Annotated in this window: 18 protein-coding genes; 11 read left to right on the top strand and 7 right to left on the bottom strand. The window is 48.3% G+C overall.

Annotated elements, in window-relative coordinates; all coding sequences use genetic code 11:
• Positions 1-14 precede the first annotated feature (14 nt).
• Together ACO6V5_RS11600 and ACO6V5_RS11595 are read left to right on the top strand one after the other, a co-directional pair.
• Complete coding sequence (locus tag ACO6V5_RS11600) at positions 15-482, top strand: hypothetical protein (RefSeq protein WP_422132916.1); 468 nt, start codon at positions 15-17, stop codon at positions 480-482.
• Between the two features lie 3 nt (positions 483-485).
• The gene (locus ACO6V5_RS11595; RefSeq protein ID WP_422132917.1) at positions 486-1,004 is read left to right on the top strand and encodes a copper chaperone PCu(A)C; all 519 of its coding nucleotides are present in this window, start codon (positions 486-488) and stop codon (positions 1,002-1,004) included.
• Between the two features lie 67 nt (positions 1,005-1,071).
• Here ACO6V5_RS11595 and ACO6V5_RS11590 read toward each other — a convergent pair whose 3' ends face one another.
• On the bottom strand, positions 1,072-2,652 hold the full coding sequence (locus tag ACO6V5_RS11590; RefSeq protein WP_422137439.1) for a peptide chain release factor 3: 1,581 nt from the start codon (positions 2,650-2,652) through the stop codon (positions 1,072-1,074).
• A gap of 176 nt (positions 2,653-2,828) precedes the next feature.
• On the opposite strand from ACO6V5_RS11590, the gene ACO6V5_RS11585 reads away from it, so the two are divergent.
• Complete coding sequence (locus ACO6V5_RS11585; protein ID WP_422410649.1) at positions 2,829-5,390, top strand: inositol phosphate phosphatase SopB; 2,562 nt, start codon at positions 2,829-2,831, stop codon at positions 5,388-5,390.
• A 221-nt stretch (positions 5,391-5,611) separates the two neighbouring features.
• Here ACO6V5_RS11585 and ACO6V5_RS11580 read toward each other — a convergent pair whose 3' ends face one another.
• From ACO6V5_RS11580 to ispB, 4 genes are all read right to left on the bottom strand, one after another.
• Positions 5,612-8,143 (bottom strand): hypothetical protein, encoded by a 2,532-nt coding sequence (locus ACO6V5_RS11580; protein ID WP_422410651.1) that lies wholly within the window; start codon positions 8,141-8,143, stop codon positions 5,612-5,614.
• A 534-nt stretch (positions 8,144-8,677) separates the two neighbouring features.
• Positions 8,678-9,268, bottom strand: a complete 591-nt coding sequence (locus ACO6V5_RS11575; RefSeq protein WP_422132922.1) for a hypothetical protein — start codon at positions 9,266-9,268, stop codon at positions 8,678-8,680.
• A gap of 65 nt (positions 9,269-9,333) precedes the next feature.
• Entirely contained in the window at positions 9,334-10,509 is a 1,176-nt protein-coding gene (locus ACO6V5_RS11570) for a hypothetical protein (RefSeq protein ID WP_422137442.1), read from the bottom strand.
• Positions 10,510-11,178: 669 nt separating this feature from the next.
• Complete coding sequence (ispB, locus tag ACO6V5_RS11565; protein WP_422132924.1) at positions 11,179-12,156, bottom strand: octaprenyl diphosphate synthase; 978 nt, start codon at positions 12,154-12,156, stop codon at positions 11,179-11,181.
• A gap of 403 nt (positions 12,157-12,559) precedes the next feature.
• Here ispB and rplU point away from each other — a divergent pair, with 403 nt between their 5' ends.
• From rplU to proB, 4 genes are all read left to right on the top strand, one after another.
• Positions 12,560-12,871, top strand: coding sequence for a 50S ribosomal protein L21 (rplU, locus tag ACO6V5_RS11560; RefSeq protein WP_422132925.1), 312 nt, complete (start codon positions 12,560-12,562; stop codon positions 12,869-12,871).
• A 143-nt stretch (positions 12,872-13,014) separates the two neighbouring features.
• Positions 13,015-13,272, top strand: a complete 258-nt coding sequence (rpmA, locus tag ACO6V5_RS11555; RefSeq protein WP_422132926.1) for a 50S ribosomal protein L27 — start codon at positions 13,015-13,017, stop codon at positions 13,270-13,272.
• Between the two features lie 219 nt (positions 13,273-13,491).
• On the top strand, positions 13,492-14,703 hold the full coding sequence (gene cgtA, locus ACO6V5_RS11550) for an Obg family GTPase CgtA (protein ID WP_422412569.1): 1,212 nt from the start codon (positions 13,492-13,494) through the stop codon (positions 14,701-14,703).
• 120 nt (positions 14,704-14,823) lie between these two features.
• On the top strand, positions 14,824-15,954 hold the full coding sequence (proB, locus tag ACO6V5_RS11545; protein ID WP_422132928.1) for a glutamate 5-kinase: 1,131 nt from the start codon (positions 14,824-14,826) through the stop codon (positions 15,952-15,954).
• An 86-nt stretch (positions 15,955-16,040) separates the two neighbouring features.
• Here proB and ACO6V5_RS11540 read toward each other — a convergent pair whose 3' ends face one another.
• Together ACO6V5_RS11540 and rpsT are read right to left on the bottom strand one after the other, a co-directional pair.
• Positions 16,041-17,252, bottom strand: a complete 1,212-nt coding sequence (locus tag ACO6V5_RS11540; RefSeq protein WP_422132929.1) for a hypothetical protein — start codon at positions 17,250-17,252, stop codon at positions 16,041-16,043.
• Positions 17,253-17,395: 143 nt separating this feature from the next.
• Complete coding sequence (rpsT, locus tag ACO6V5_RS11535) at positions 17,396-17,662, bottom strand: 30S ribosomal protein S20 (protein WP_317142656.1); 267 nt, start codon at positions 17,660-17,662, stop codon at positions 17,396-17,398.
• A 288-nt stretch (positions 17,663-17,950) separates the two neighbouring features.
• Between rpsT and murJ the strand changes: the two genes are divergently transcribed.
• The 4 genes from murJ to lspA all read left to right on the top strand — a co-directional run bounded on the left by murJ (position 17,951) and on the right by lspA (position 24,371).
• A complete protein-coding gene (gene murJ / locus ACO6V5_RS11530) occupies positions 17,951-19,534 on the top strand; it encodes a murein biosynthesis integral membrane protein MurJ (protein ID WP_422412565.1) in 1,584 nt (527 codons plus the stop codon).
• A 180-nt stretch (positions 19,535-19,714) separates the two neighbouring features.
• On the top strand, positions 19,715-20,638 hold the full coding sequence (gene ribF, locus ACO6V5_RS11525; RefSeq protein WP_422132931.1) for a bifunctional riboflavin kinase/FAD synthetase: 924 nt from the start codon (positions 19,715-19,717) through the stop codon (positions 20,636-20,638).
• 168 nt (positions 20,639-20,806) lie between these two features.
• Positions 20,807-23,644: an isoleucine--tRNA ligase gene (ileS, locus tag ACO6V5_RS11520; protein ID WP_422412563.1), complete on the top strand. Its 2,838-nt coding sequence runs from the start codon at positions 20,807-20,809 to the stop codon at positions 23,642-23,644.
• A 232-nt stretch (positions 23,645-23,876) separates the two neighbouring features.
• The gene (gene lspA, locus ACO6V5_RS11515; protein WP_422132933.1) at positions 23,877-24,371 is read left to right on the top strand and encodes a signal peptidase II; all 495 of its coding nucleotides are present in this window, start codon (positions 23,877-23,879) and stop codon (positions 24,369-24,371) included.
• Positions 24,372-24,443 lie beyond the last annotated feature (72 nt).

Here is a 24,443-nt window from a genome sequence, read left to right as displayed (position 1 = left end):
GTTATGTTACCCCGATGAAAATAAAGCAGTACATAGGGTTGGGTGTTTCGCTGGTGCTGATTGCAGTACTGGTTTTTATACCTCGCTACTTCAAGTCGGAATCTGAAACAGGGCTGACCGGGCAGAGCTTCCACAAGAGATGTCTGGTGGCTGAAGGCTGTCGACTGACAACAGCAGACAGCGAGATTGAGCTGAGAATAAAGCCGTCAGGTCTGCCGAAGCTGGAGCCGCTGGATGTTGAAGTTCTCCTGAGAGGCCTGTCAGCAGACAGGGTTACCATGGAGTTTTTTGGCCGGGATATGCCGATGGGGTTAGCTCCTTTTCCACTCTACAAGCAGTCCTCTTTTTTTGGGCCTTCGGTATTCAGTGGCGTAGGTAACCTGACTTTTTGCACGGTTGATAAAGATATGACCTGGCTGGCCAGACTGGTGATTGAATCAGGTTCCGAAGTGACAACAGTTGTTTTTGAGCTGGAGACTTGAATTATGAAGCTATTGGCAATGGCTACGTTGGCCATTTTCGCAGGCATGTCACCTATAGCCCTTCAGGCGGCAGATGTTGAGATAAAGGATCAGTACGCAAGAGCGGTACCGGCTGTTTCCACAAACTCTGCGGCTTTTCTGACTATTACCAACAAAGGTAAAGAAGATATCAAGCTGGTCTCTGCCGACAGTGATAGCGCGGTTCATGTTGAGCTGCACGGTCACAGGCATGAAGGGAATATGATGAAAATGTTCGAGTTGAAAGATATTGATATACCGGCAGGTAAAACTGAATATCTCAAAAGTGGTGGCAATCATATCATGCTGATGGGTTTGAAGAGGCCATTGAAAGCCGGTAGTGAGGTTGATGTCACCCTGCATTTCTCTGACGGAGACGCTGTGGATGTAAAAGTGCCGGTAAAGGATCTTAGTCACGAAACCAAAGATATGGCCCATGGCAGTGCCACGAAGCATGGCGAGATGGATCACGGCTCAGTGGATCACAGTACCATGGATCACTGATTCAGAAGTCATCGTGGCCTGATCCTGTCACTTCACTTTAAAGCGAAGTGGCAGGATTCAGGAGAGCTCAGTGCTCGCGGGTGGTCCTGAAGCTAATATCCGGGTAGCGTTCCTCTGCCAGAGAGAGATTGACACGGGTAGGAGCCAGGTAAGTCAGGTAGCCACCACCATCAATCGCCAGATTGTCAGCGCATTTGCGCTTGAATTCCTCCAATTTACGTTCGTCCGTACAATCCACCCAGCGGGCGGTATTGACATTGACCGGCTCGTACATAGCCTCCACCTTGTACTCATCCTTAAGGCGGCGCATAACGACATCAAACTGGAGTACGCCGACCGCACCCAGGATCAGGTCATTATTGTTCAGAGGCATGAACAACTGGGTTGCGCCTTCTTCTGAAAGTTGTTGCAAGCCTTTCTGGAGCTGCTTGAGCTTCAGAGGGTCTCTCAGGCGAACGCGCTTGAAAAGTTCGGGGGCGAAGTGTGGAATCCCGGTAAAGCGAATCTCTTCGCCCTGGCTGAAAGTATCGCCAATCTGGATAGTGCCGTGGTTGTGCAGACCGATAATGTCACCGGAGATAGCTTCCTCGACATGGGAGCGATCACCTGCAAGAAAAGTGACAGCGTCGGCAATTTTTACATCTTTGCCGATTCGCACATGCTTCATTTTCATATTACGGGTGTATTTTCCGGAACAGATGCGCAGGAAGGCAATGCGGTCACGATGTTTAGGGTCCATATTGGCCTGGATCTTGAATACAAAGCCAGAAAATTTGGCTTCGTCCGGCTCCACTGCCCTCTGATCTGTTATACGAGCCAGAGGCGCTGGAGCCCACTCGGCAAAGTCGTCCAGCATTTCACGGACGCCAAAGTTGGCTAGGGCAGTACCAAAGAAAACAGGCGTCATCTTGCCAGCATGATAGGCTTCCAGGTCAAACTCATGACTGCCGCCGCGAACCAGTTCCACCTCATCGACAAAGTCTTCATGAATATCACCCAGCAGCTCTTTGGCTTCGTCCGACTCAAGACCCTTGATACGAATATCGTCGGGTATAGTATGTCCCTGGCCGGGGGTGAAGACGTGAATAGTATCGGTGTAGAGGTTATAAACCCCCTTGAAATTCTTGCCCATGCTGATCGGCCAGGTAATGGGAGCACACTGAATTTTCAGGATGCTTTCCACTTCGTCCAGCACTTCAATCTGGTCCCGGACTTCACGGTCCATCTTATTAACAAAGGTAAAGATTGGAGTGTCTCTCAGACGACAGACCTCCATCAGTTTAATGGTCCGGTCTTCGACACCCTTGGCGCCGTCAATCACCATCAGGCAGCTATCCACTGCTGTCAGGGTTCGGTAGGTGTCTTCCGAGAAGTCTTCGTGTCCGGGAGTGTCCAGCAGGTTGACAGTGCAACCTTTGTAAGGGAACTGCATAACCGAGGTGGTGATCGAGATACCTCTTTCCTGTTCCATTTTCATCCAGTCAGAAGTAGCCATACGACCGCTTTTACGACCTTTTACAGTGCCGGCCATCTGGATAGCACCACCCAGAAGCAGCAGCTTTTCTGTGATGGTGGTTTTACCGGCGTCCGGGTGACTGATGATCGCAAAGGTTCGACGCTTTGCCACTTCGGGGGATAATCCACTCATTGATGTTTTGCCTGATTCCAGAGCTTGAAAAAATGGCGACATTATATCCGCTCTGTTGCGCAAAGCCAGAATCATCATAAAAGATTGAAATCGGATGTTGTGCTTGATAACACAGGACTTTTGGCGAAACCGGTCGATAAAGTTGCGAGGAGATTGATGATAAGGAAGTGAGTGTTTTGAATCCATCGCAACGGACTTTGCAATGCTTGCAACCCCTGCTGGACAGAGGGCAGGATGAATCCAGTGACATTTCTGTCAGAGGCAAGTGGCGAGGCCGGGAGGCCGAGTTGCTGCCGCTTCCTGTCAGAGAGCTGAGGGAAGGTGAAAAACTCAGTGCCAGTGAAGGTACTACGGCATTTGTTTTCAAGTACGGCAGTTTTGTGGAAAATCAGCTTCACAATGATCTCAAAAGCAAGCCGCTGAACCAAAGAAACATTAAAAAGCTGGAAACACGGGCCACAGACCTGCTAAGGGATGTCAGAAAGCTGAATTGCAGCAGTATAGAGCTCTGGCTGGATTCCGATATGGTGGCAAAAGCCTTTGAGACTGCGACACCTTTTAAGTGGCGATCTCTTCCTCCACATGAGCAGGAGCATCTTAAGGAAGTCGTTCAGTTTCAGCTCTCTGGTCATACCGATTATCTGAGTCAATCAAAGGCTCTTGAGCTTGCGGTAAAAGTGGTCGCTCAGCATGAATCCATCTTCTCAGCCAATATTCCCGAAACGGCCCGCTTTCTCACCGGGGAAACAGAGGAGGGACATACTCTTTTTCCCGGTCAGCTCAGGCTCTGGGCCGAAGAGCACTTTGATAGGGACAAAGTCCCGGGAACTCCGATAGAAGGTGATGATCTCTATATCAGCCAATACGAGATGGAGCTGATAGGTAATGCCGAGTATTACACCAACCGTGTTTCTGGGCTTCTTTCCGGTTCCCCATTGGAGCGTCTGCAGAACACCAGTTATGCCGAACAGGCTGAAGAGGCCAGAGAGCTTGCCAAGCAACTTATCAAGACGCTGGATGCACTGGAACGGCATTCACAAAATTTGCCTGCCCAATTGCAGCAGGCTCTAATCCATGATCTGGTGGGGCAGCTCGATGGTGTGTTGGATTTTATCGATCAGCTGGAGGTCAGTGACCAGGAGAATCCACTGGGGCCGCAGCAGTGGAAAAAGTTTAAAGGTCAGGAACTGATTTCCGCAATTAATGTTCTCAAGAATGAAATTGAGCATGAAAGTGCACTCATCAACAACTCAGGTAAGAAAGGTCTACTCAGCAGAAAGAAAACCAGCAAGCTGGCAAAGCTGGAGGCATTGCACCAGACGTGGAGTGACCATTTTGACCGTATTCAGGAAGGAACAGACAATGATCTTCCTCCAGCCAGAGCGAAGCTAACTGGAAGAGCTTCCCGGGCTGACGCTCTTCCCGTGGTTGATGCAAAGGCTTATACCGCCTGTATACTGAAGCGGCTGGGAGAGGTGGGTCTGGATAATGCCAGCAAGAAACTGAAAGAATCACGCAGTGAGGTGCTCTCAACAGTTCAATGGGAAAAAATCACTACCCATCTGGATGTGAGGATTGAGGGGCGAACCCGGCATTATGAGAGTCAGCTGACCCCTGCTTCGCAAATGAAGTGGGGAGAAGGAGCAAAAGATATCTTTGAGCATTCTTATGAGGGTATGGGCAGGCCTTCGACTGAAACCAGAGAACGCGTTCATGCCGTCAATATGGCACAATCTGAGCTGTCCACTGCAGAAATGGGGAACAAGAAAGTTCTGTTCAAAGGGTTGCGTTCCGGAACCCTCTCGGCCTATGGGATAAAAGAAAAAGAGCCTCGACTTGCCGCAGCCAAAAACCGGGCCAGGGAGTTGGTGACGGCGGCTGTAAAACAGTTTCTGGATGATAATCCAGACTATCTGACATCGGGGCAGCCTGTTCCTTTGAAAATGCTCTCCACGTCTATGCTCAGTGCCGACAAACTGAGGCACTATCTGCATATTCATGATGATGAACTGAAGATGCAGAGAGAGCAGGTCGCCGCCCTCAAGGAAGTTCAGAAAGAACTCAACGATGGTAAGCCATTGGTTATTTCTGATGCCAAAGGCGAAAAATATCAACTCAGAGTCAATATGAAGCTGGCCAACACTAATTATGGTGTCAATTCACTGTCATTGGGTGGTCTGAAGTCGGTTGTCCGTCCCTGGGGTGAGGCCAAGCGGGTTAATAATGAGGGACTTATTGAACTGATGGGCTCTTTAGACCAGTTCGATCCTGTTGGCGGTTGGGTTGGCGACTATCTGGCAGGCTCGGCCCCGGAGCAATCCAAGCAGATTGTTCGTATGCTGGTTGAACAGATCAGGGATCTTCATGTTTCAGGCGACTATCAAACAGAAGGCGAAGATGCCTATAAGATGGTTGAGCGAATTCAGTTGCTGGCATTCAAGATAGGCGCAGTGGGTCATATCAATTGTAAAAGTGGCAAGGATCGAACCGGAGAAGCCGACGCCTCTATCAAGCGCTTTGCTGCCGAAGTGGAGGCCAGAGGCTATGTCCCGGATCCCCGCAAACCCGTTAGCCGGGAGGATCGTAACCTCAGTCAGGCTTTCCAGTTTGGTTCAGGTAATCTTGAATTGCAGCAAATGAACATCAACATCCCCGGGTTCAAGACTAAGTTGAACAAAAAGCGTCTGGGTGAATTTGCTCATAAGCTTGCTCATAAAGCTCGGTTTAAAGTGAAATAACCACCGAAAATCTTGCGGGTGTGAACTCTGCCCGCCTTGTTTTTCCCGGTGCTAAACAGCATGAGAGCCTCCAACTGCTAAGCCAGGTTTCAAAGCTTCCTCAAGTCTGACATAGACAGAAAGTATTTTGGATCTGTCTTACGAGGCTTATAGGTTGATTAGTCCTTTTCTGACGTCTGCAAATAACCCTCTGTCTACGAACATGGCTGTCTGTTGTTTTACTAGAAACCTAAATCGAAACTGTTATCTGGACCGCTAAAATCGATGTTGCCTATCTCGATGTTGCCTATCTCGATGTTGCCTATCTCGAGGTTGCCTATCTCGAGGTTGCCTAGCTCGAGGTTGCCTATCTCGAGGTTGCCTAGCTCGAGGTTGCCTAGCTCGAGGTTGCCTAGCTCGAGGTTGCCTAAATCGAGACTGCCTAAGTCGAGACTGTTACCCAGACCGCTTAAATCGATGCTGTCACCGATACCGCTTAAATCGAGACTGCCTTGATCAAGAACATCTCCAATGACTGAATCTGAAATTGATAAATTTCCTGTGACAGTAGACGGAGAAAGATCTCCGCGCACATCACCGGTATCAGATGAATATCTGCTACCCATATTGACGGGATATTCAGGGCTTAATAGGGCAGCATACACATAGGGCATCAAAAACCCATCTATTGGAAAAAACCAGGCAGTGGGACTCATTTGAGCCAAGCTATGGTAATAACTGCCAAGCTTCTGATGGTGCAACGACAATGAGTTGTCTAATTCTTGCTTTTTCTGGCTCACAAGTTTATCGAACTCATGGGATTTAATTAAAACCTGAGCGTCAAGCTTGCGCTTGAGATTAGCGATGGCAGTTTCTTTTAAATTCTGACATTTGTTTTCTGTGGTTGGATAAGCTTTGATCTTTTTAATCTCTTTATTTATTATTTTTGGTCTCGGTATTTTTTTTTGGTAAGTCCGTGGGTTCATATGTGTTTCATTAAAAAATTTGTCGATTAGTTCTTCAGCGCTTTTTCTCATTTTGTCTGTGGGTGCTAGTATCATAGCTTCCAAGGAAAGCGTAATAGCCTTTTTTAAAGGTATTTTTAATCTATCTGTGTCAAGACGACTTCTAATGTGGCGAAAACTAAGATCAGCTTTTTCAAATTTCTTGGTAGCTTCTTTAATTTTTTCATTGTAGCGTGTGAGAATACTTGGTTCTCTAATTAGAGTGCTAATTTGATTTTGATAATTAGTTTTGTGTGAGCCAATAATCTTTTCAATCTGTGACTGACTGTTTTTAATAAAAACTTTTCTTGATGCGTCTACGGTTTTATAAAACTGTTGATTAATTTTCTGTTCAATGATTTTTTTATGAAGTTTCCTGAGGTCAACATGATCTGGATTTATTGCTAAAGCTTTCAGGCAAAAGGTGCTCTTGTCTTTATCAAAAGCTGTATGTTTGGTGAGTCGGTAAAAGTGCTCGAAACTGACTGCCTGGGATACCACTTTTTTATACAAGATATCAGAATGTCTTGAGAAGTGTGGATTTAAGGCAGTGACTTTATCAAATGTAAGAAGTGCATCATCAAAGTTTTTAATAAATGTACACATCTTATTGAATAATCTGTCGGCAACCTCATCTCTAGTAAATCCGCCCAGTCCAGCAAGACTTACTCTGACAAAAGCCTTTATCCCGGCAGCTAATGAGTCGACCTCGTTGGTTAGTAAAGAGGATGCCTTTTTGAGAATTGTTTTTTTACTGTCTTTATGAATAGCTTCCATCTTCTTATTAAGTAAAAACAATGGTTCAGTGGATACCTCTTCAGGTAAATCTTCTATTGTTTTTATCATATGCTGAATAAGAAGATTATGCTTTAAATCTGACAGGATTCTTATATTTCCTTCATGATTTTCAACGAATTCTATTAATGACTCCATAGTGTTGAGTGAATCAAGGTGACGGCACATATTAGCAACAGCTATGTCGTGCAGTGTTGCATTCAGATTTTTAAGAAGCTCTAAGTTGCTTTGTATTCTTTCTTGCCCCCACGTCTGCAGTCTACTGCGAAGATGATCCAGGTCTTTTTGCTCTTCCTCTATCTTTTGATCGACCAAACAAGAAACCTTGTATATCAACTGGAGAGTCTCGGCATTACCAGAGTGAGGGTGCTGAGCCTGGTCCTTGTCAAATAACCTCTTTAATGAGTCCATTAGCGGACAGAGCGCATCGTGGAATGCAATGAACTCAGATAGCTCTGAGTAGACGAGATTCAGTAGGGGGCTGATACTGGAAAATGATTGGGTGGCACGCTTCAGATTATCTTCCAGGAGCGTATATATATTCTGTATTTGTTCATCAAGTCTATTCTGTAGTCTGACGTATCTTCTGTTATCGTATCTGTGTACGGGCCACTTAAGATTCTCATCTATATTAGATTTCAGTGTTTCCAACGCCAATTTGTTGCGCTCATAATCTTCCAAAGGCTTATCCTTATTTGCATAAGCTTGAAAGCTACTCCGATAGCTATCAATCTGGCGTTCAATTTCACTGAGGCCTAAACGCAACCAAACAAAATTGGGTAGCAGGCATCGAAAACATGATTGATCAAGTGCTGCAATTCTGGAGCGTCTTTGTAGTCCGGTACTTTGTGGTCCACTTGTTAAGGCCGATGAATCGATGTTCACAAGGGGCAATACTGAAGTAGTTTGTTCTCCATGATTCTGGGATGATTGCCATCTCGTATCAGTTTTTGTTAAGGAAAAATCATGTATCATAGTAATCTCCAATTTGAGCCTGAGTAGTCAGTTAGAAACAGACGCTGAGAAAAGCCGATTAATCAATTCTTGCTAAGTGGTTCCTCAGTTGTTTTCGAGTATTTCTGACCATAATGGCGGGTTAGACTGTGATTTCATGAAAATGTTCCATACATTTTTTCTGTTATTTTCTCATTACGTGAAATCTTTGCTGCATTGCTGATGAAGCCTGTCCTTCCAACCTCTGATCCAGCCATCGTTGCTTCACTCAAAAAGGCATAAACTGCTCCCGACATCCTGCGACGGTGGATTCAGGTCAGGTAATTATCAGACCGATGGGTTCTGAGGCGCAGCTTGATCCAATAAGAGGTTGGGTGGCTGACCAACAGAAGGTGAATCTGCTTGCCAGCTGCTCACACTTAATGGTTTAGGTTGAAATAAAGGTTCAGTGCCTTGCAGGTGGATAGCATCCACCTGAAGAGAGAAGCTGTTCGGCAGGCTCCTAGTGTTCAGAATGTTCTGGCCACAGCAAAACGTGCCAGGTCTTCCGTAGCGTCACGATACTCGCAGCAGCATGCAGGTGCCATCCAGACCGATAGCGATTGTTTCCACGGACTCGGTAAGTGATGGCAAGTCGTAGCGAGTGTCTTTCTGGTCTTCGACTAACGCACCTAATCTGTAGGATAAATGCTTGATGTACGAGTTTGACAGTACTCTTTGATGATTGGTTTCAAAATCTTCTTTTACAGCAGGAGCAGGCATCTGACTGTATTTCCAGGCAAGAGTTTTGGCAAATTTGGGTGTAGCAGAGCCAACAATCCCAGTGCGAAGATCAATCGGTGCCAAAGTACTTCCACCCCTGACCCCCTGATAAACAGAACGTTCCATGGGTACGCGCCCGTATAAGGTTTCGTAGTGCTTCAGCACTTTTCCCTTATAGCTGCTCCACTTCTGCTGGTTAACGACGATAGGTTCTTTATTAGGGGGCTCAAATAGCTTCAGTAACTCTTGAGTTCCGAGTTGCCCTGCTTCATTCAGTGCTCTCTGCAAACCATCTTCAAGATTCAGCATGTTCCCAGAATCAATAGGCACCACAATCTGCTGGACAATAGTTTTCTCTCGGCGGGCAATAATAGAAGCAGACATGACAGGTTACTACTATGAAAAGGTGTTTCCATAATAGCTGTAAATTAAGTGTACATTTGTTTCAATCATTCAGAGAGAGCAACAAAAGCTTTCAGGAAAAGGGTGCTCTTGTCTTTATCAAAAGCTGTATGATTGGTGAGCCGGTAAAAGTGCTCGAAACTGACTGCCTGGGATACCACTTTTTTATACAAGATATCAGAATGTTTTTTTGAGGTATGTGGATTTAAGGCAGTGACTTTATCAAATGTAAGAAGTGCATCATCAAAGTCTTTAATAAATGTACACATCTTATAGAATAATGCCTCGGCAACCTCATCTTTTCTAAATCCACCCAGTCCAGTAAGACTTGCTCTGATAAAAGCCTTTATCCCGGCATCTAATGAGTCGATCTCGTTGGTTAGTAAAGAAGATGCCTTTTTGAGAATTATTTTTTTACTGTCTTCACGAATAGCTTCCATCTTCTTATCAAGTAAAAACAGTGGTTCAGCGGATACCTTTTCAGGTAAATGCTCTATTGTTTTTATCATACGCTGAATAAGAGAGTTATGGTTTGAATCTGACAGGGTTCTTATATTTCCGCCATGATTTTCAACGAATTCTATTAACGACTCCATAGTGTTGAGTGAATCAAGGTGACGGCACATATTAGCAACGGCCATGTCATGCAGGGTTGCATTCAGATTTTTAAGAAGCTCTAAGTCTCTTTGTGTTCTTTCTTGCCTCCTCATCTGCAGTTTAATGCGAAAATGATCCAGGCTTTTTTGCTCTTCCTCTATCTTTTGATCGACCAAACAAGAAACCTTGTATATCAACTGGAGAGTCTCGGCATTACCAGAGTGAGGGTGCTGAGCCTGGTCCTCGTCAAATAACCTCTTTAATGAGTCCTTTAGCGGGCAGATCGTATCGGGGAATTCAATGAACTCAGGTAGCTCTGAGTAGACGAGGTTCAGTAGGGGGCTGATACTGGAAAATGATTGGGTGGCACGCTTCAAATTAGCTTTCAAGAGTGTATCTACATTCTGTATTTGTTCATCAAGTCTATTCTGTAGCCTGACGTATCTTCTGTTATCGTGTCTGCGTACGGGCCACCTGAGATTCTCATCTATATTAGACTCCAGTGTTCTCAATGCCAATTTGTTGCGCTCATAAGCTTCCAAAGGCTTATCCTTATCGGCATAAGCTTGAAAGCTATTCCGATAGCTATCAATCTGGCGTTCAATTTCACTAAGGTCAAAATCCAACCGAAAAGATTCGGGTAATTTGGGTAGCAGGCATCGAAGGCATGATTGATTAATTGCTTCAATTCTGGAGCGTCTTTGCAGCCCGGTACTTTGTGGTTCAGGTGTTAAGGGCAATGAATCGATGTTCACAACCGATGAATCGATGTTCACAAGGGGCAATACTGAAGAAGCGGTTTGTTCTCCATGATTCTGGGATGATTGCCATCTCGTATCAGTCTTTGTTAAGGAAAAATCATGTATCATAGCAATCTCCAATTTGAGCATGAGTGGTCAGTTAGACACAGACGCTGAGATAAGCCGATTAATCAATTCTTGCTAAGTGGTTTCTCAGTTGTTTTCCAGTATTTCTGACCATAATGAAGGTTTAGACTGTGATTTCATGAAAATGTTCCCTACATTTTTCTGTTATTTTCTCATTATGTGTTTTGCCCCCTTCGATTCGGATGATAGAAGTCGTAGATCAAAATCTGATAGATGAATAAAATGAAGGGCTTATCAAGTTGATGGGTTCTGAGGTGCAGCTTGATCCCATAAGAGTTTGGGTGGCTAACCAACAGAAGGTGAATCTGCTTGTCAGCTGCTCACACCCGATGGTTTAGAGTGAAATAAAGGTTCAGTGCCTTGCAGGTGGATAGCATCCACCTGAAGAGAGAAGCTGTTCGGTAGTGTTCAGAATGTTCTGGCCACAGCAAAACGTGCCAGGTCTTCCATAGCGTCACGATACTCGCTGTCAGGCAAGGCCTGCAGGCAGGCAATGGCCTTCTCAGACTGTTCTCTGGCTATGCGGGATGTGTAATTCAGCGCTCCACAGGTGCGAACCGCCTCAACAATTTGATCAATCTTATCCAGACCACCCTGTTCAATAGCTTCCCTGACCAGTGCTTTCTGCTCCGGGGTGCCCTGGGAGAGAGTGAATATCAAGGGCAAAGTGGGTTTGCCTTCTGCCAGGTCATCGCCGAGGTTTTTTCCCATGTCTTCGCTGTTGCCCTCATAGTCCAGCAGGTCGTCTACCAGCTGGAATGCCATGCCCAGATGATTGCCATAATCTCTCAGAGATTGTTCAACCCTGCTGTCCACATTAGACAGGATCGCTGCAGTATGGGTAGAGGCTTCAAAGAGCATGGCGGTCTTACATCGGATAACATCCATATACTGTTCTTCTGTCACGCTGGCATCGTTGATATTCATCAACTGCATGACTTCACCCTCAGCAATGATATTAGTGGCATCAGAGAGAATCTTGAGCAGCTTCATGTTGTCCAGACTGACCATCATCTGAAAGGCTCGGGAATAGAGAAAGTCGCCCACCAGAACACTGGGAGCATTACCCCAGAGCGCGTTGACCGTATCGCGACCTCGGCGGAGGTCCGACTGGTCCACGACATCATCGTGCAGCAGCGTTGCGGTATGGAGAAACTCGATGATAGCCGCCAGTGGGATATGGTCCTGTCCCCGGAAGCCTGTGGCGCCTGCGGTCAGCAGAACCAGAAGGGGTCTGAGCCGTTTGCCTCCGGACTGGATTATGTACTGGCCAATTTTGCTGACCATGACAACATCCGAGTGCAGTTGTTCGGCGATGTACTGGTTAACCAGAGCAAAATCTTCGCTGACAACGGTTTGAAAGGAGTGCTTGTTGCGTTCAGGCATAAGGCTGCTGCAGAGATAGGGAAATCGAGCATCGTAGGTAGAGACCACCCGGCTGTCAATAGCTGTATGACTTTGGTGCTTATTTCATGGGTATCACCCCCAGGGGTCATAAAGGATAAATCGGGGTTGCCAGTCGGATTGCAATTCCTTAGAATTTGCGCCCCTGTCTTACAATCTGACTGAGAATCCGGGCGGCGGTCCATTTTGTCATGCTTTTGAGCTCTGTTTTCAGAGTTGATCAGAAGTTTATGCGGCGCAGCCCACCTTGAAGTGATGATCAGATAGACGTAGATGGCATTGAAAATTCCGGTCTGAGTACCCTGGTCTTGTTTTCTTGAACCAAAGCCTGGATCTCGCCGGATGCCTTTGACAAAGAGGCTATTAAGGATTTTCGGAGATAAATATGTACGCAGTTATCAAAACTGGCGGCAAACAGTACCGTGTTGCTGAAGGCACAACCCTGAAGGTTGAAAAACTGGACGTAGCTGCAGGTGAAAGCCTGGATATTAACGACGTTCTGCTGGTAGCTAATGGTGAAGAAGTCAAGATCGGCGCTCCTGTTGTTGAAGGTGCCAAGGTGACTGCTGAAGTTGTAGCTCATGGTCGTGGTCCAAAGATCAAGATCATAAAGTTCAAGCGTCGTAAGCATCACCGCAAGCAGATGGGCCACCGTCAGTGGTTCACTGAGCTGAAAATTACCGGCATTGCTGGCTAATAATCAGGCCTTTTAATTGCTGAAGCCGCTCAAGGCTGATTAAAAGGGCATGGCTGATGGACTGGAAACAGTTCGTTAAATACTTCTAAGGTCTGCATCTGGTGTGGTAGCCGGCTGTTTGACCGGGCTAAAAGGAGAGCAGCATGGCTCACAAAAAAGCAGGTGGTTCTACTCGTAACGGTCGCGATTCAGAAAGTAAACGCCTTGGCGTTAAGCGTTTCGGCGGTCAGGTAGTCAACGCAGGTAATATCCTGGTTCGTCAGCGTGGCACCAAGTTCCACGCGGGTGAAAACGTCGGTATTGGCAGGGATCATACCCTGTTTGCCAAGGCTGACGGTAAGGTTGTTTTTGAGGTTAAAGGTCCTCAGAAGCGTAAGTACGTTCGCATCGAAGCTGCGTAACAGTACTTTTCTGGTGTTTACCCCCTGTTGAGGGTGGCGCCACGGGAAAGCCCTGCTTTTTGGCGGGGCTTTCTTGTATATGCGTAAAGTGATTTGAGTGGTGTAGACTCCTGAAGTTGAGTGTCTGGAGGTCAATGCTTTTCTTTTGCTGCAGGCATTTGGGTGAGTATTTATCTGCAGGCATTGGCCGTCTGAAGTCATTGCTGCGGGAGGTTTTGAATGAAGTTTGTCGATGAAGCCACCATCAGGGTTCAGGCTGGCAAAGGTGGCAATGGCTGCCTGAGTTTCAGGCGAGAAAAGTATGTTGCCAAAGGGGGGCCGGACGGTGGCGATGGCGGTGACGGAGGCAGCATCTATGTGGTTGCCGGGAACGACCTGAACACGCTGGTGGATTATCGCTATCAGCGCAGCTATCAGGCAGAAAGTGGTGAGTCGGGTCGTGGTCGCAATTGCTCCGGTGCCAAGGGTCAGGATCTGGAATTGCCAGTGCCTGTGGGTACTACGGTTGTGGATGATGAAACAGAAGAAGTGATTGGTGATCTGACACACGAGGGTCAGAAATTACTGGTGGCCCAGGGTGGCTGGCATGGTCTGGGTAACACCCGCTTTAAATCCAGCGTCAACCGTGCTCCGAGGCAGACAACCAAGGGTTCTCTGGGTGAAGAGCGTTCGCTCAGACTGGAGCTCAAGGTTATCGCTGACGTGGGGCTTCTGGGTATGCCCAATGCGGGTAAGTCTACCTTTATTCGCTCAGTCTCTCATGCCAGGCCGAAAGTAGCAGACTATCCCTTTACCACGCTGGTTCCTAATCTCGGTGTGGTGAGTGTGGAGAAGCATCGCAGTTTTGTTATCGCTGATATTCCCGGTCTGATTGAGGGGGCTGCCGATGGTGCGGGTCTGGGAATTCGATTCCTTAAGCATCTTTCACGTTGTCGTGTACTCCTGCATTTGGTCGATGTGGCTCCCTTCGACGAGAGCGATCCTGTGCATGTGGCAAATGCCATTGTCGATGAGTTGAAAAGTTTCAGTCCGGCTCTGGCTGAACGTGAGCGCTGGCTGGTGCTGAACAAGCTGGATTTGTTGCCCGAAGAGCAACAGCAGGAGATCTGTGATCGGGTGATTGCAGAGCTGGGCTGGGAAGGACCTGTTTACAAGATTTCCGCAATCTCTTCCCGGGGTACAGAAAAGTTGGCCCAGGATCTGATGTCTTACATTGAAGAGCGTAATCTTCAGGAGAGCGAAGATGCTGAACTGGCTGCTCAGGAAGCAGAGGCCCGTCAGAAGCTGGAGCACGAAGCCAGAGGGCGTATGCGTGAGCTGGCGGAAGAGAGGAGGCAGCAGCGTCTTGCCAGAAAAGCTGAAAAAGCGGCTCGGGACGATGATGATCATGACGACGACGATGATGATGTTGAAGTCTTCTACGCACCTTAGAGGCTGTGGCAAAACTGGCGAGCAAAGCTGAACCACTTTATAACTCAGTATTAGCGAAGCACTGCACGACAGCCTTCTCAGGTTCAGGAGCGAGTGCAGGAGAAAGTGCAGGAGAGCAACATGAGTGAGCGTAGCAGGCTGAAAACAGCCCGACGCTGGGTGGTCAAAATAGGTAGCGCCCTGTTAACGGATGAAGGGCGTGGTCTGGCTATTGATCAGATAGATGGCTGGGTCGATGAGTTGTGCGAACTGCGTAAGCAAGGTGTTGAGCTGGTTCTGGTGTCATCCGGAGCTGTCGCGGCTGGCATGGAAAAGCTTGGACAAAAGGAGCGACCGACCGCTCTGAACGAGCTTCAGGCTGCGGCTGCCGTGGGGCAAACGCGACTCGTTCAAACCTGGGAGAGCAGCTTTCAGAGGCATGGTATCCAGCCGGCTCAGGTGTTACTGACCCATGCGGACCACAGTAATCGTCAACGCTATCTGAATGCTCGCAGCGCCTTGAGAACACTGCTTGATATGGATGTGGTTCCCGTCGTTAATGAGAACGATACCGTTGTGACCGATGAGATTCGCTTTGGTGATAACGATACTCTCGGTGCTCTGGTGGCCAACCTGGTGGAGGCCGATATCCTGGTGATTCTGACGGATCAGGAAGGTTTGTATACTGCCGATCCTCGTAAAGACCCCAGGGCGAGACTGGTGAGTGAGGCCAGGGCCTTTGATTCGTCCCTGGATGTTATGGCAGGTGGTGGCAGTGGTCGTTTGGGGCGCGGTGGCATGCAAACCAAGCTTCGGGCGGCTCGTCAGGCGGCGGCATCTGGTGCGGCAACGGTTATTGTGGGCGGCAAGATTGAGAGTGTCATCACTCGCCTTTTTGAACAGGAAGCTTTGGGGACCTTGCTCACTCCGGATCATGAGCGATTGGCTGCTCGCAAGCAGTGGTTGCAGGGGCACATGCAAACTTCAGGAAAGCTGGTTCTGGATGCGGGTGCCGTTAATGTGCTTAAAAACCAGGGCAAAAGTCTTCTTGCCGTGGGGGTAAAGGCTGTAGAAGGTCACTTCCTTCGGGGCGAGATGGTGGCCTGCATTGATGAGTCGGGTCAGGAAGTGGCCCGTGGCTTGATCAATTACGGGGCTGATGATGCCCGGAAGATCATGGGCAAACCCAGTCACCAGATTGGTGAGTTGTTAGGTTATTCAGGTGAGCCCGAGCTTTTGCATCGAGATAATATGGTGCTTGCTGGGCATTGAGTCAGGTATGGGATCAGATCGCAACTCATTGAGGTATTCGTCTTTATGATCTGATCCCGGTTTCATGGACACCGGTATAATTATTGTCAATCCTGTTTCTTTTTCCACAAAAAGGATGCTGCTCTTCCCAGATGCCCACCAAGCCAAGCGGTTTTTCGAGCAATAAATCCTGAATGTTTGGCGGCCCAGTGAATCATGAAAAAATTAGTGGCGACAAATTTCTTGCCGTAGTAAGGCCAGTTTCTGGCGCTGATGGCGCTGTAATTTTTATCGTATTTGAAAATAGGGATGCAATCTTCCAGCGGGTAGCCTGTTATGCTTTCGAAGATGATGTTAAACGCTGCCTGACCAAATGAAACGCCCAGTGCCTGTGTTGTGCCCATGCTCAGATATTTGGCCGCTGCCAATTTGATAGCGCTGAATGTAAATGCAGTGGCTGCAACCTGCTGGGTCAGAATAGCCCATGAGGTTGTTGCCACCGTGTTATAATCTGCCTCCGAAGCACGTAGCTTCTCATACTCTTCTTTAACTGCCTCTGCGGAATAACCATTGGTGTCCCACTCATCTTGAAACTCGCCCCCTTTGTTTTGTTGAAAGAGCAGACCTGCCTGGGCGGCAATGCCGGCGGTATTCAGCGCCAGAATGGTGAGTGAATTCCAGATGCCTGTTTGCTGGAACGAAATTCCCAGGCCGAGTGCCAGGATGTAGTAAATGGTGTATTCAGAAGCACCACTTGCGGCGAATACCAGAGGTGGAAGCAGGAGAAGCGTGCCGCTATTTCTGTTCATATAATCACTGATTCCAGCGTTAGGTATGCCGGAATCTTTTTGATAGAGAGCCTGAGCCTTTCCGGGTTCCATCAGGATCTCTTTTGAATTCTCCGGGGAGACGGTGCGGTAATAAAACTCATGATCCCCTTTGCGGAACAAGTTGGACGACTTTTCAGTCTTCGCAACAGCGTCCGCGATCTTCCGGAAGGCTTCCTGATCGTTGTCGTTTGCAGCAGGCTGGCTGCCAATTTTGACTTTCTCCATGATTTTTGAAATTTCGCCGGTGCAAACGACCTTGGGATGCAAAGGGTGGTCGGATATCGTCTTTTGCACGAGTGCGGCAGCCTTGACGGGATTTATTTTGTAGTCAAATCTGGCTATCCCCATCTCGGTAATTAAATCGGTCGTTGTGCCTTTGGGGGCACAGAGCACCAGAGTGATTTCCGGAGGTAGGGCTGGCGTCGCGTAAGAGAACGTTGCTGCCAGACTGGTGAAAGCGAGTAAGATTAACGAATAAAAATGCCGCATGGTTAAGGTCCTCGTTGAGAGGGGGTAGGAAGAAATAATGCGGAAGTATAGTTGTGAATTTTAAGTTTCAATTTGTAAAGGCATAAAAAAAGCCGGTGAAAACCGGCCTTTTTGTTATGCCCTTGCTATGCAAGGGCTGGCAATTATGCAGACAGAGCTTTGATCTGTGCATTCAGGCGGCTCTTGTGGCGAGCAGCCTTGTTTTTGTGGATGATGCCTTTGTCGGCCATGCGGTCGATCACTGGAACAGCCGCAGTGTATTCAGTTTTAGCCAGTTCAACGTCTTTGGCTTCGATGGCGCGAACTACTTTTTTGATGGAAGTGCGAACCATGGAGCGCAGGGAAGCATTGTGAGTACGACGCTTCTCAGCCTGACGGGCGCGCTTCTTGGCGGATGGAGAGTTAGCCATTTGTGGTGCTCCTAAGAATCTTAATTAACCATTTGCACTGTTTTTAAACAGGGCTGCTTCGGGCACCCTGTTGGGAGTATGGTGTTTGCCGCGTCACAAATGAATCCCCCGGGCAAGGGTCTCACCAGTGCCATACCCATACAGTCAAGTCGCGGAATCATGCCTATTTGGACAAGGGTTGTCAATAAGGCTTCCTGGCGCTATGGCGTGCAAACCCGAATGGTGAGGCTGTTAATAACTTTGACAACTCAGTACTATTATCGGTTTTTGATCGTTTGAGCGACCTGAATGTCCACAGAAAACTTATCAGACAGTCCTCAGAAGAGTGAAGCTGAGGATAAATCACCCAGTTTGCTGAGGTCGAGCCTGGTCGTGGGCATAATGACCATGCTTTCCCGGATTTTGGGGTTGGCCAGAGATGTGGTTATTGCTGGGTATTTTGGTTCCACATCGTCAGCAGATGCGTTTTTTGTTGCCTTCAAGATTCCAAATTTTCTTCGTCGACTGTTTGCTGAGGGGGCTTTCTCCCAGGCATTTGTGCCGGTGTTGTCAGAGTATCGTACTAAACGCAGCTTTGATGAGGTGCGCTATCTGATCAGTCGGGTCAGTGGCACTCTGGCAGGTTTGCTGCTGTTGGTGACCCTGGTCTGCATGTTGGCCTCTCCCCTGTTAATCCGCCTGTTTGCTCCGGGTTTTATGGATTATCCCGAAAAACTGTTGTTGGCTCAGGAGATGTTGAGGATTACCTTTCCCTATCTTCTGTTGATCTCGCTGACGGCTCTGGCGGGCTCCATTCTGAATAGTTACAACCGCTTTGCAGTACCTGCGTTTACCCCGGTTCTGCTGAATCTCAGCATGATTGGCTCTACTGTATTGCTGTCGCAATGGTTTGATGAGCCTGTCATGGCTCTGGCCTGGGGTGTGGTGATTGCCGGCGTGTCACAGTTGTTATTGCAAATTCCTTTTTTATTGCAGATTCGCTTGCTGCCAGCTCCCGGGTGGGGACATAAGCATGAGGGTGTAAGGCGTATCATGAAACTGATGATTCCAGCGTTGTTTGGGGTGTCTGTCAGTCAGGTCAACTTATTACTGGATACGGTGCTGGCGTCTTTTCTGGAAACCGGGAGTGTCTCCTGGCTTTATTACTCAGACCGTTTGTCTGAACTGCCGCTGGGTGTTTTCGGTATTGCTATTGCCACAGTGATTCTTCCAAGCCTCTCTCGCAAGCATGCTGATGACCACGGAGATCAGTTTTCCAAAACCCTGGACTGGGCAATTCGTCTTGTCCTGTTGATTGGCGTTCCGGCGGGCATTGCGCTGTTCATTCTGTCAGAGCCTCTGTTGGCAACATTGTTCGACTACGGTGAGATGCAGAACCGGGACGTTATTATGGCGGGTATGAGTCTTCGGGCTTATTCCCTGGGATTGATTGCTTTTATGCTGATCAAGGTGCTTGCACCCGGCTACTTTGCCCGTCAGGACACCAAAACTCCGGTCAAGATTGCCATCATTGCGATGGTGGCCAATATGGCTTTTAATCTGATGTTGGTTTTCTGGCTTAAACATGCGGGTCTGGCCCTGGCTACTACCCTGTCTGCTTTCCTGAATGCCGGACTATTGTTCTGGGGGTTAAAGCGTTCCGGTGTATTCACTCCTGAATCGGGGTGGTGGTCGTTCTGCGGGCGACTGATCTTTGCCAATCTCGCAATGGCGGTGCTACTGCTCTGGATGGCGGGTGACGCTGCCTGGTGGCTGGATGCAACGCTCTGGCAGCGAGTGTTTGAAATGGCGAAAGTGGTTGCTGCCGGGCTTGCTGTTTACGCAACGGCCTTACTGGTTGTCGGTTTGCGCCCTGTTCACTTCAGGCATTAATGAGCAGTGTCTGGCGGGCAGTTTTTTACTGTCTGTCAGGCTTCCTTTCAGTACTTTTCCGGGCGACAGATTCAACCCGGGAAAAAAGAGCGGTGATTTGATGAACATGGCTCTTAAGTACAAAACGCTCCTGAGATATAATCCCTGCCTTTGCCAGCCTAACAGAGAATAGACCGCCTAATGCAGTTGATTCGCGGAATGCACAATATCAGACCGGAGCATCGCGCCTGTGTTGCGACTATTGGTAATTTTGATGGTGTTCATCTTGGACACCGGACTATCCTGGAGACACTGCGGCAGCAAGCTTTCGAGTTGGATGTCAGGATTTGTGTGATCACTTTTGAACCTCAGCCCCGGGAATATTTTCAGGGCGATCAGGCACCGGCAAGACTGACTAACCTGAGAGAGAAACTGACACTTCTGGAAGAAGCCGGTGTAGATCAGGTACTGTGCCTGCCTTTCAATCAGAAACTGCAAAACCTGACACCGGATGATTTTGTTATGAAGGTGCTGGTGGATGGACTGGATATACGCTATCTGATAGTGGGAGATGATTTCCGTTACGGATTGAAGCGGCAGGGAAATTTTGCGCACCTGAGAAAGATGGGCGATCAATTCGGGTTCGAGGTGTGCGACACCCGAACGGTATCTATGGATATGGACCGTATCAGCAGTACCCGGATTCGTGAGCAGTTGGCGAGTGTGAGTCTGGATGCGGCAGAGAAATTGTTAGGACGTCCCTTCACCATGATGGGGCGTGTTACAAAAGGCCAGCAGTTGGGCAGGCAGTTGGGCTTTCCAACTGCGAATATACGTGTCTGCAGGCGGACACTGCCTATACAGGGAGTGTTTGCAGTCAGGGCATGGTTCGATGGCCGAAGCTATGATGCGGTGGCTAACCTGGGTGTCAGGCCAACCGTGAATGCCACCCGTGCCATGCTGGAAGTGCACCTTCTGGACTATCAGGGTGACCTGTATGGCCACACCCTGCGGGTAGAATTTATCAAGAAGATCCGCAGTGAGAAAAAGTTTGAATCGCTGGATGCTCTCAAGGCAGCGATTGCTGATGATGTGGAAGCCGCAAGAAGCTTCTTTCATCAATGAGCCGGATTCAAAAAAGCTGTTTCACGAATACTCAGAAAAACAGCTTGTGAGAAGATTGCTGAGAAACATCGTCTGGAACTTCCGGGCGAGTTTCTTGAAACAGTTTGGGATGACGAGCTTTGGGCCTGTTTGTCTGGCCCGCAAGACGTGTGATGATGAGATCCAACTATGACCGACTATAAGCATACATTGAACTTGCCGGAGACTGATTTCCCAATGCGTGGAAATCTGGCCAAGCGTGAGCCTGAAATGCTCAAGCGCTGGTACGACGAAGCGCTTTACGAAGAGATTCGCAAGGTGTCCGAAGGTCGTGACAAGTTCATTCTGCATGATGGCCCTCCTTATGCCAATGGCGACATCCATATCGGTCACGCGGTCAATAAAATCATTAAGGACATGATCATCAAGTCCAAAACCCTGAGCGGTTTTGATGCTCCCTACGTGCCGGGCTGGGACTGCCACGGCCTGCCGATTGAACATAAAGTGGAAGGCATGTTGGGCAAGGCGGGCGATAAGGTTGATTTTAAAACCTTCCGTGCCAAGTGCCGGGAGTATGCCGCCAAGCAGGTCAATGGTCAGCGTGAAGATTTCAAACGCATGGGCATCCTGGGTAGCTGGGATAAGCCTTACCTGACCATGGACTTCCAGACCGAAGCCGACATTATCCGGGCCTTGGGTAAAATAGCCGACAACGGTCATCTGGTGAAAGGTTATAAGCCTGTTTATTGGAGTGTGGTTGGGGGGTCTGCATTGGCTGAGGCTGAAGTGGAATACCAGGAAAAAACCTCTACCCAGGTTGATGTGCGTTACGCCGCTCTGGACGAAGCTGATCTACTGTCTGCTTTTGATTTTGACAATGATGGCAAAGGTAATGAGCAGGGTGAAGGCGAAGTAGCCGTTGTTATCTGGACCACAACGCCATGGACTCTGCCATCCTCCCAGGCAGTAACACTGGGTGCAGAATTGGGTTATGCACTGATTCAGTGTCAGGTCAACGGTCAGCCTGCACGACTGATTCTGGGCGAACAGTTGGTTGAGTCTGCCATGCAACGCTACGGTATTGAAGACTACACTATCATTGCCCGTAGTCTGGGAGCCCGGCTTGAAGGCAAAAAAGTAGCCCATCCATTCTATCATCGTGAAATCCCCCTGATTCTGGGTGATCATGTCACCACCGACGCCGGTACCGGCTCTGTACATACTGCACCTGACCATGGTGTCGATGACTTTAACGTTGGTAAAAAGTACGGCATTGGCACACTGAACTATCTGGATGATGCCGGTCTCTATCGCAGTCATGTTGAACGTTTTGCCGGAGAGCATGTTTACAAGGTTGATCCAAAGGTTGTTGAAACGTTAGAAGAAAATGGTCGTCTTTTGGCTCAGGCCAAAATGGTGCACAGCTATCCACACTGCTGGAGAACCAAAACGCCCCTGATTTTCCGTGCTACACCGCAATGGTTTATCAGTATGGAAAAAGAAGGCCTGCTAAACACAGCCATGAAATCTCTGGATAATGTCAGGTTCACTCCAGACTGGGGTCGTAACCGTATGGAGTCCATGCTGGGCCAGAGCCCTGACTGGTGTATCTCTCGTCAGCGTACCTGGGGTGTGCCCATTGCTCTGTTTATTCACAAGGAAACCGAAGAGTTGCATCCTGATACCTCTGCACTCATTGAAAAAGTGGCCTTGAAAGTCGAGCAGAAAGGTATGGATGCCTGGTTTGATCTGGAGCCTGCTGATCTGTTATCAGCAGAAGATGCTGAGCACTATGTGAAGGTGACAGACACTCTGGATGTATGGTTTGACTCCGGTGTCACCCACTACTCTGTGTTGGATCGTCGCGAAGATTTGCAGTCCCCTGCAGATATCTATGTAGAAGGATCTGACCAGCACCGTGGCTGGTTTCAGTCTTCCCTGAAGACCGGCATTGCTACTAAAGGTGTGCCACCCTACAAGCAGCTTCTGACCCATGGCTTCACGGTGGATGCCAATGGTCGCAAGATGTCCAAGTCTTTGGGCAATGTTATCGCCCCCCAGAAGGTATTCAAGTCACTGGGTGCAGATATTTTACGTCTCTGGGTGTCTGCAACAGACTACACCGCAGAAATGACCGTGTCTGATGAAATCCTCAAGCGCACGGCAGACAGCTATCGTCGTATTCGTAATACGGCTCGTTTCCTGCTGTCTAACCTAAACGGCTTCAACCCTGAAACCGACAGTGTAGCCTGGGATGATATGCTGTCTCTTGATCGCTGGGCCGTTGGCCGTGCCATGGGTCTGCAGAAGGAAGTCATTGACGCCTATGACAGCTATAACTTCCTTAATGTTTACCAGAAAGTTCATAATTTCTGCTCTCTGGATTTGGGTGGTTTCTATCTGGACATCATCAAGGATCGTCAGTATACAACCCGGTCAGATAGTCTGGCGCGTCGCAGCTGTCAGACGGCTATGTTCCATATTGTTGAAGCCTTTGCCCGGTGGATTGCTCCCATCACCAGCTTTACGGCCGATGAGATCTGGCAGTCCATTCCTGGCTCGCGCAGCAAGTCTGTTCTGCTGGAAACCTGGTATGAAGACCTGAAAAGCCTGGAAGGTGATGAATTGGGTGCAGATTACTGGAACTCTGTCATGGCCGTAAAACACGCCGTCAATAAGGCGCTTGAAGATGCTCGTAAAGAAAGTGTGATCGGTGGCGGATTGGAAGCAGAAGTGACCTTGTTTGCCAGTGATGAGCTGTTGGAAAAGCTGGGCAAACTAGGCGATGAACTGCGCTTTGTCCTGATTACTTCCAAGGCTGAACTCAAGCCTCTGCCTGAAGCTGTGAAGGCTGTGGATACCGAAGTTGAGGGTTTGAAGGTTGCTGTTCGCAAGTCAGTGCATGAGAAGTGTGATCGTTGCTGGCACCGTCGTGAAGACGTTGGAACTATTGAAGCACACACTTCACTCTGCGGGCGTTGTGTTGAAAATGTTGACGGTGAAGGTGAGGTCAGAAGGTTTGCCTGATTGATCGTCATGAATCAGAGATGCCCGATAGCGTTCGGGCATTTTTTTCATTCACTGTTGCTCTATTTTTTGACTGCATGAACAGTCAGACGGACAAGGAAAAGTCACCTTCTCCGGTTATAGACATAGAGCTTTATCTTCTATTTCGGTTTGTAACCATATCGACATTTATACGACTCGGCATAAGATTTAACTGGGACTCACTAAAACAGATTAAAAGGGCCTCAACAGTATGAGAAAAAAATCCTGGGGAATGCTCCACTGGTTGTGGATAAGTGGAGTGGTTCTGATTCTGGATCAGGTGGTCAAGCATCGCATTGTGGACAGCTTATACCTTTATGAGCAGGTGCCTGTCATTCCTTCCTTTTTCTCGCTGACTCTGGCCTATAATACTGGCGCCGCATTCAGTTTTCTGAGTGATCAGGGTGGCTGGCAACGGTGGCTTTTTGTGGGGGTAGCATCCGTCGTCAGCCTGATGTTGGTCATCTGGCTTGCCCGAATGAAGAGAGAAGAAAGTTGGCAGGCCTGCTCAATGGCTCTGATACTGGGAGGTGCACTGGGCAATCTTTATGATCGGATCATGAATGGTTACGTCGTGGATTTTCTGCTGGTGTATCATGACGGTTGGTATTTCCCGTCCTTCAACCTGGCGGATATGGCCATAACCTCCGGTGCAGCCATGTTGGTTCTGGATATCTTCCGGCCTCAGCATAACAGTCATAGCTGAAATTATGCTGGACTACGGGGCACCTGGAGTCTTTAAGATGGCGGCAATCGTTGTCTGTGTATGAATGGATTT

Source organism: Endozoicomonas sp. ALD068 (genome assembly GCF_049310145.1).
Lineage (GTDB): Bacteria > Pseudomonadota > Gammaproteobacteria > Pseudomonadales > Endozoicomonadaceae > Endozoicomonas_A.
Note: the sequence above shows the minus strand (reverse complement) of the source record. Positions and strands in the feature narration are given on the sequence as shown.

Bases quoted from the DNA above. Each gene is read 5' to 3' on its own strand.
- lspA (WP_422132933.1), top strand. From the start codon at position 23,877: ATGAGAAAAAAATCCTGGGGAATGCTCCACTGGTTGTGGATAAGTGGA.
- ispB (WP_422132924.1), bottom strand. From the start codon at position 12,156: ATGCCTGAACGCAACAAGCACTCCTTTCAAACCGTTGTCAGCGAAGAT.
- proB (WP_422132928.1), top strand. From the start codon at position 14,824: ATGAGTGAGCGTAGCAGGCTGAAAACAGCCCGACGCTGGGTGGTCAAA.
- murJ (WP_422412565.1), top strand. From the start codon at position 17,951: ATGTCCACAGAAAACTTATCAGACAGTCCTCAGAAGAGTGAAGCTGAG.
- rpsT (WP_317142656.1), bottom strand. From the start codon at position 17,662: ATGGCTAACTCTCCATCCGCCAAGAAGCGCGCCCGTCAGGCTGAGAAG.
- ACO6V5_RS11600 (WP_422132916.1), top strand. From the start codon at position 15: ATGAAAATAAAGCAGTACATAGGGTTGGGTGTTTCGCTGGTGCTGATT.
- ACO6V5_RS11580 (WP_422410651.1), bottom strand. From the start codon at position 8,143: ATGATACATGATTTTTCCTTAACAAAAACTGATACGAGATGGCAATCA.
- rplU (WP_422132925.1), top strand. From the start codon at position 12,560: ATGTACGCAGTTATCAAAACTGGCGGCAAACAGTACCGTGTTGCTGAA.
- ACO6V5_RS11595 (WP_422132917.1), top strand. From the start codon at position 486: ATGAAGCTATTGGCAATGGCTACGTTGGCCATTTTCGCAGGCATGTCA.
- ribF (WP_422132931.1), top strand. From the start codon at position 19,715: ATGCAGTTGATTCGCGGAATGCACAATATCAGACCGGAGCATCGCGCC.
- ACO6V5_RS11575 (WP_422132922.1), bottom strand. From the start codon at position 9,268: ATGTCTGCTTCTATTATTGCCCGCCGAGAGAAAACTATTGTCCAGCAG.
- ileS (WP_422412563.1), top strand. From the start codon at position 20,807: ATGACCGACTATAAGCATACATTGAACTTGCCGGAGACTGATTTCCCA.
- cgtA (WP_422412569.1), top strand. From the start codon at position 13,492: ATGAAGTTTGTCGATGAAGCCACCATCAGGGTTCAGGCTGGCAAAGGT.
- rpmA (WP_422132926.1), top strand. From the start codon at position 13,015: ATGGCTCACAAAAAAGCAGGTGGTTCTACTCGTAACGGTCGCGATTCA.
- ACO6V5_RS11540 (WP_422132929.1), bottom strand. From the start codon at position 17,252: ATGCGGCATTTTTATTCGTTAATCTTACTCGCTTTCACCAGTCTGGCA.
- ACO6V5_RS11590 (WP_422137439.1), bottom strand. From the start codon at position 2,652: ATGAGTGGATTATCCCCCGAAGTGGCAAAGCGTCGAACCTTTGCGATC.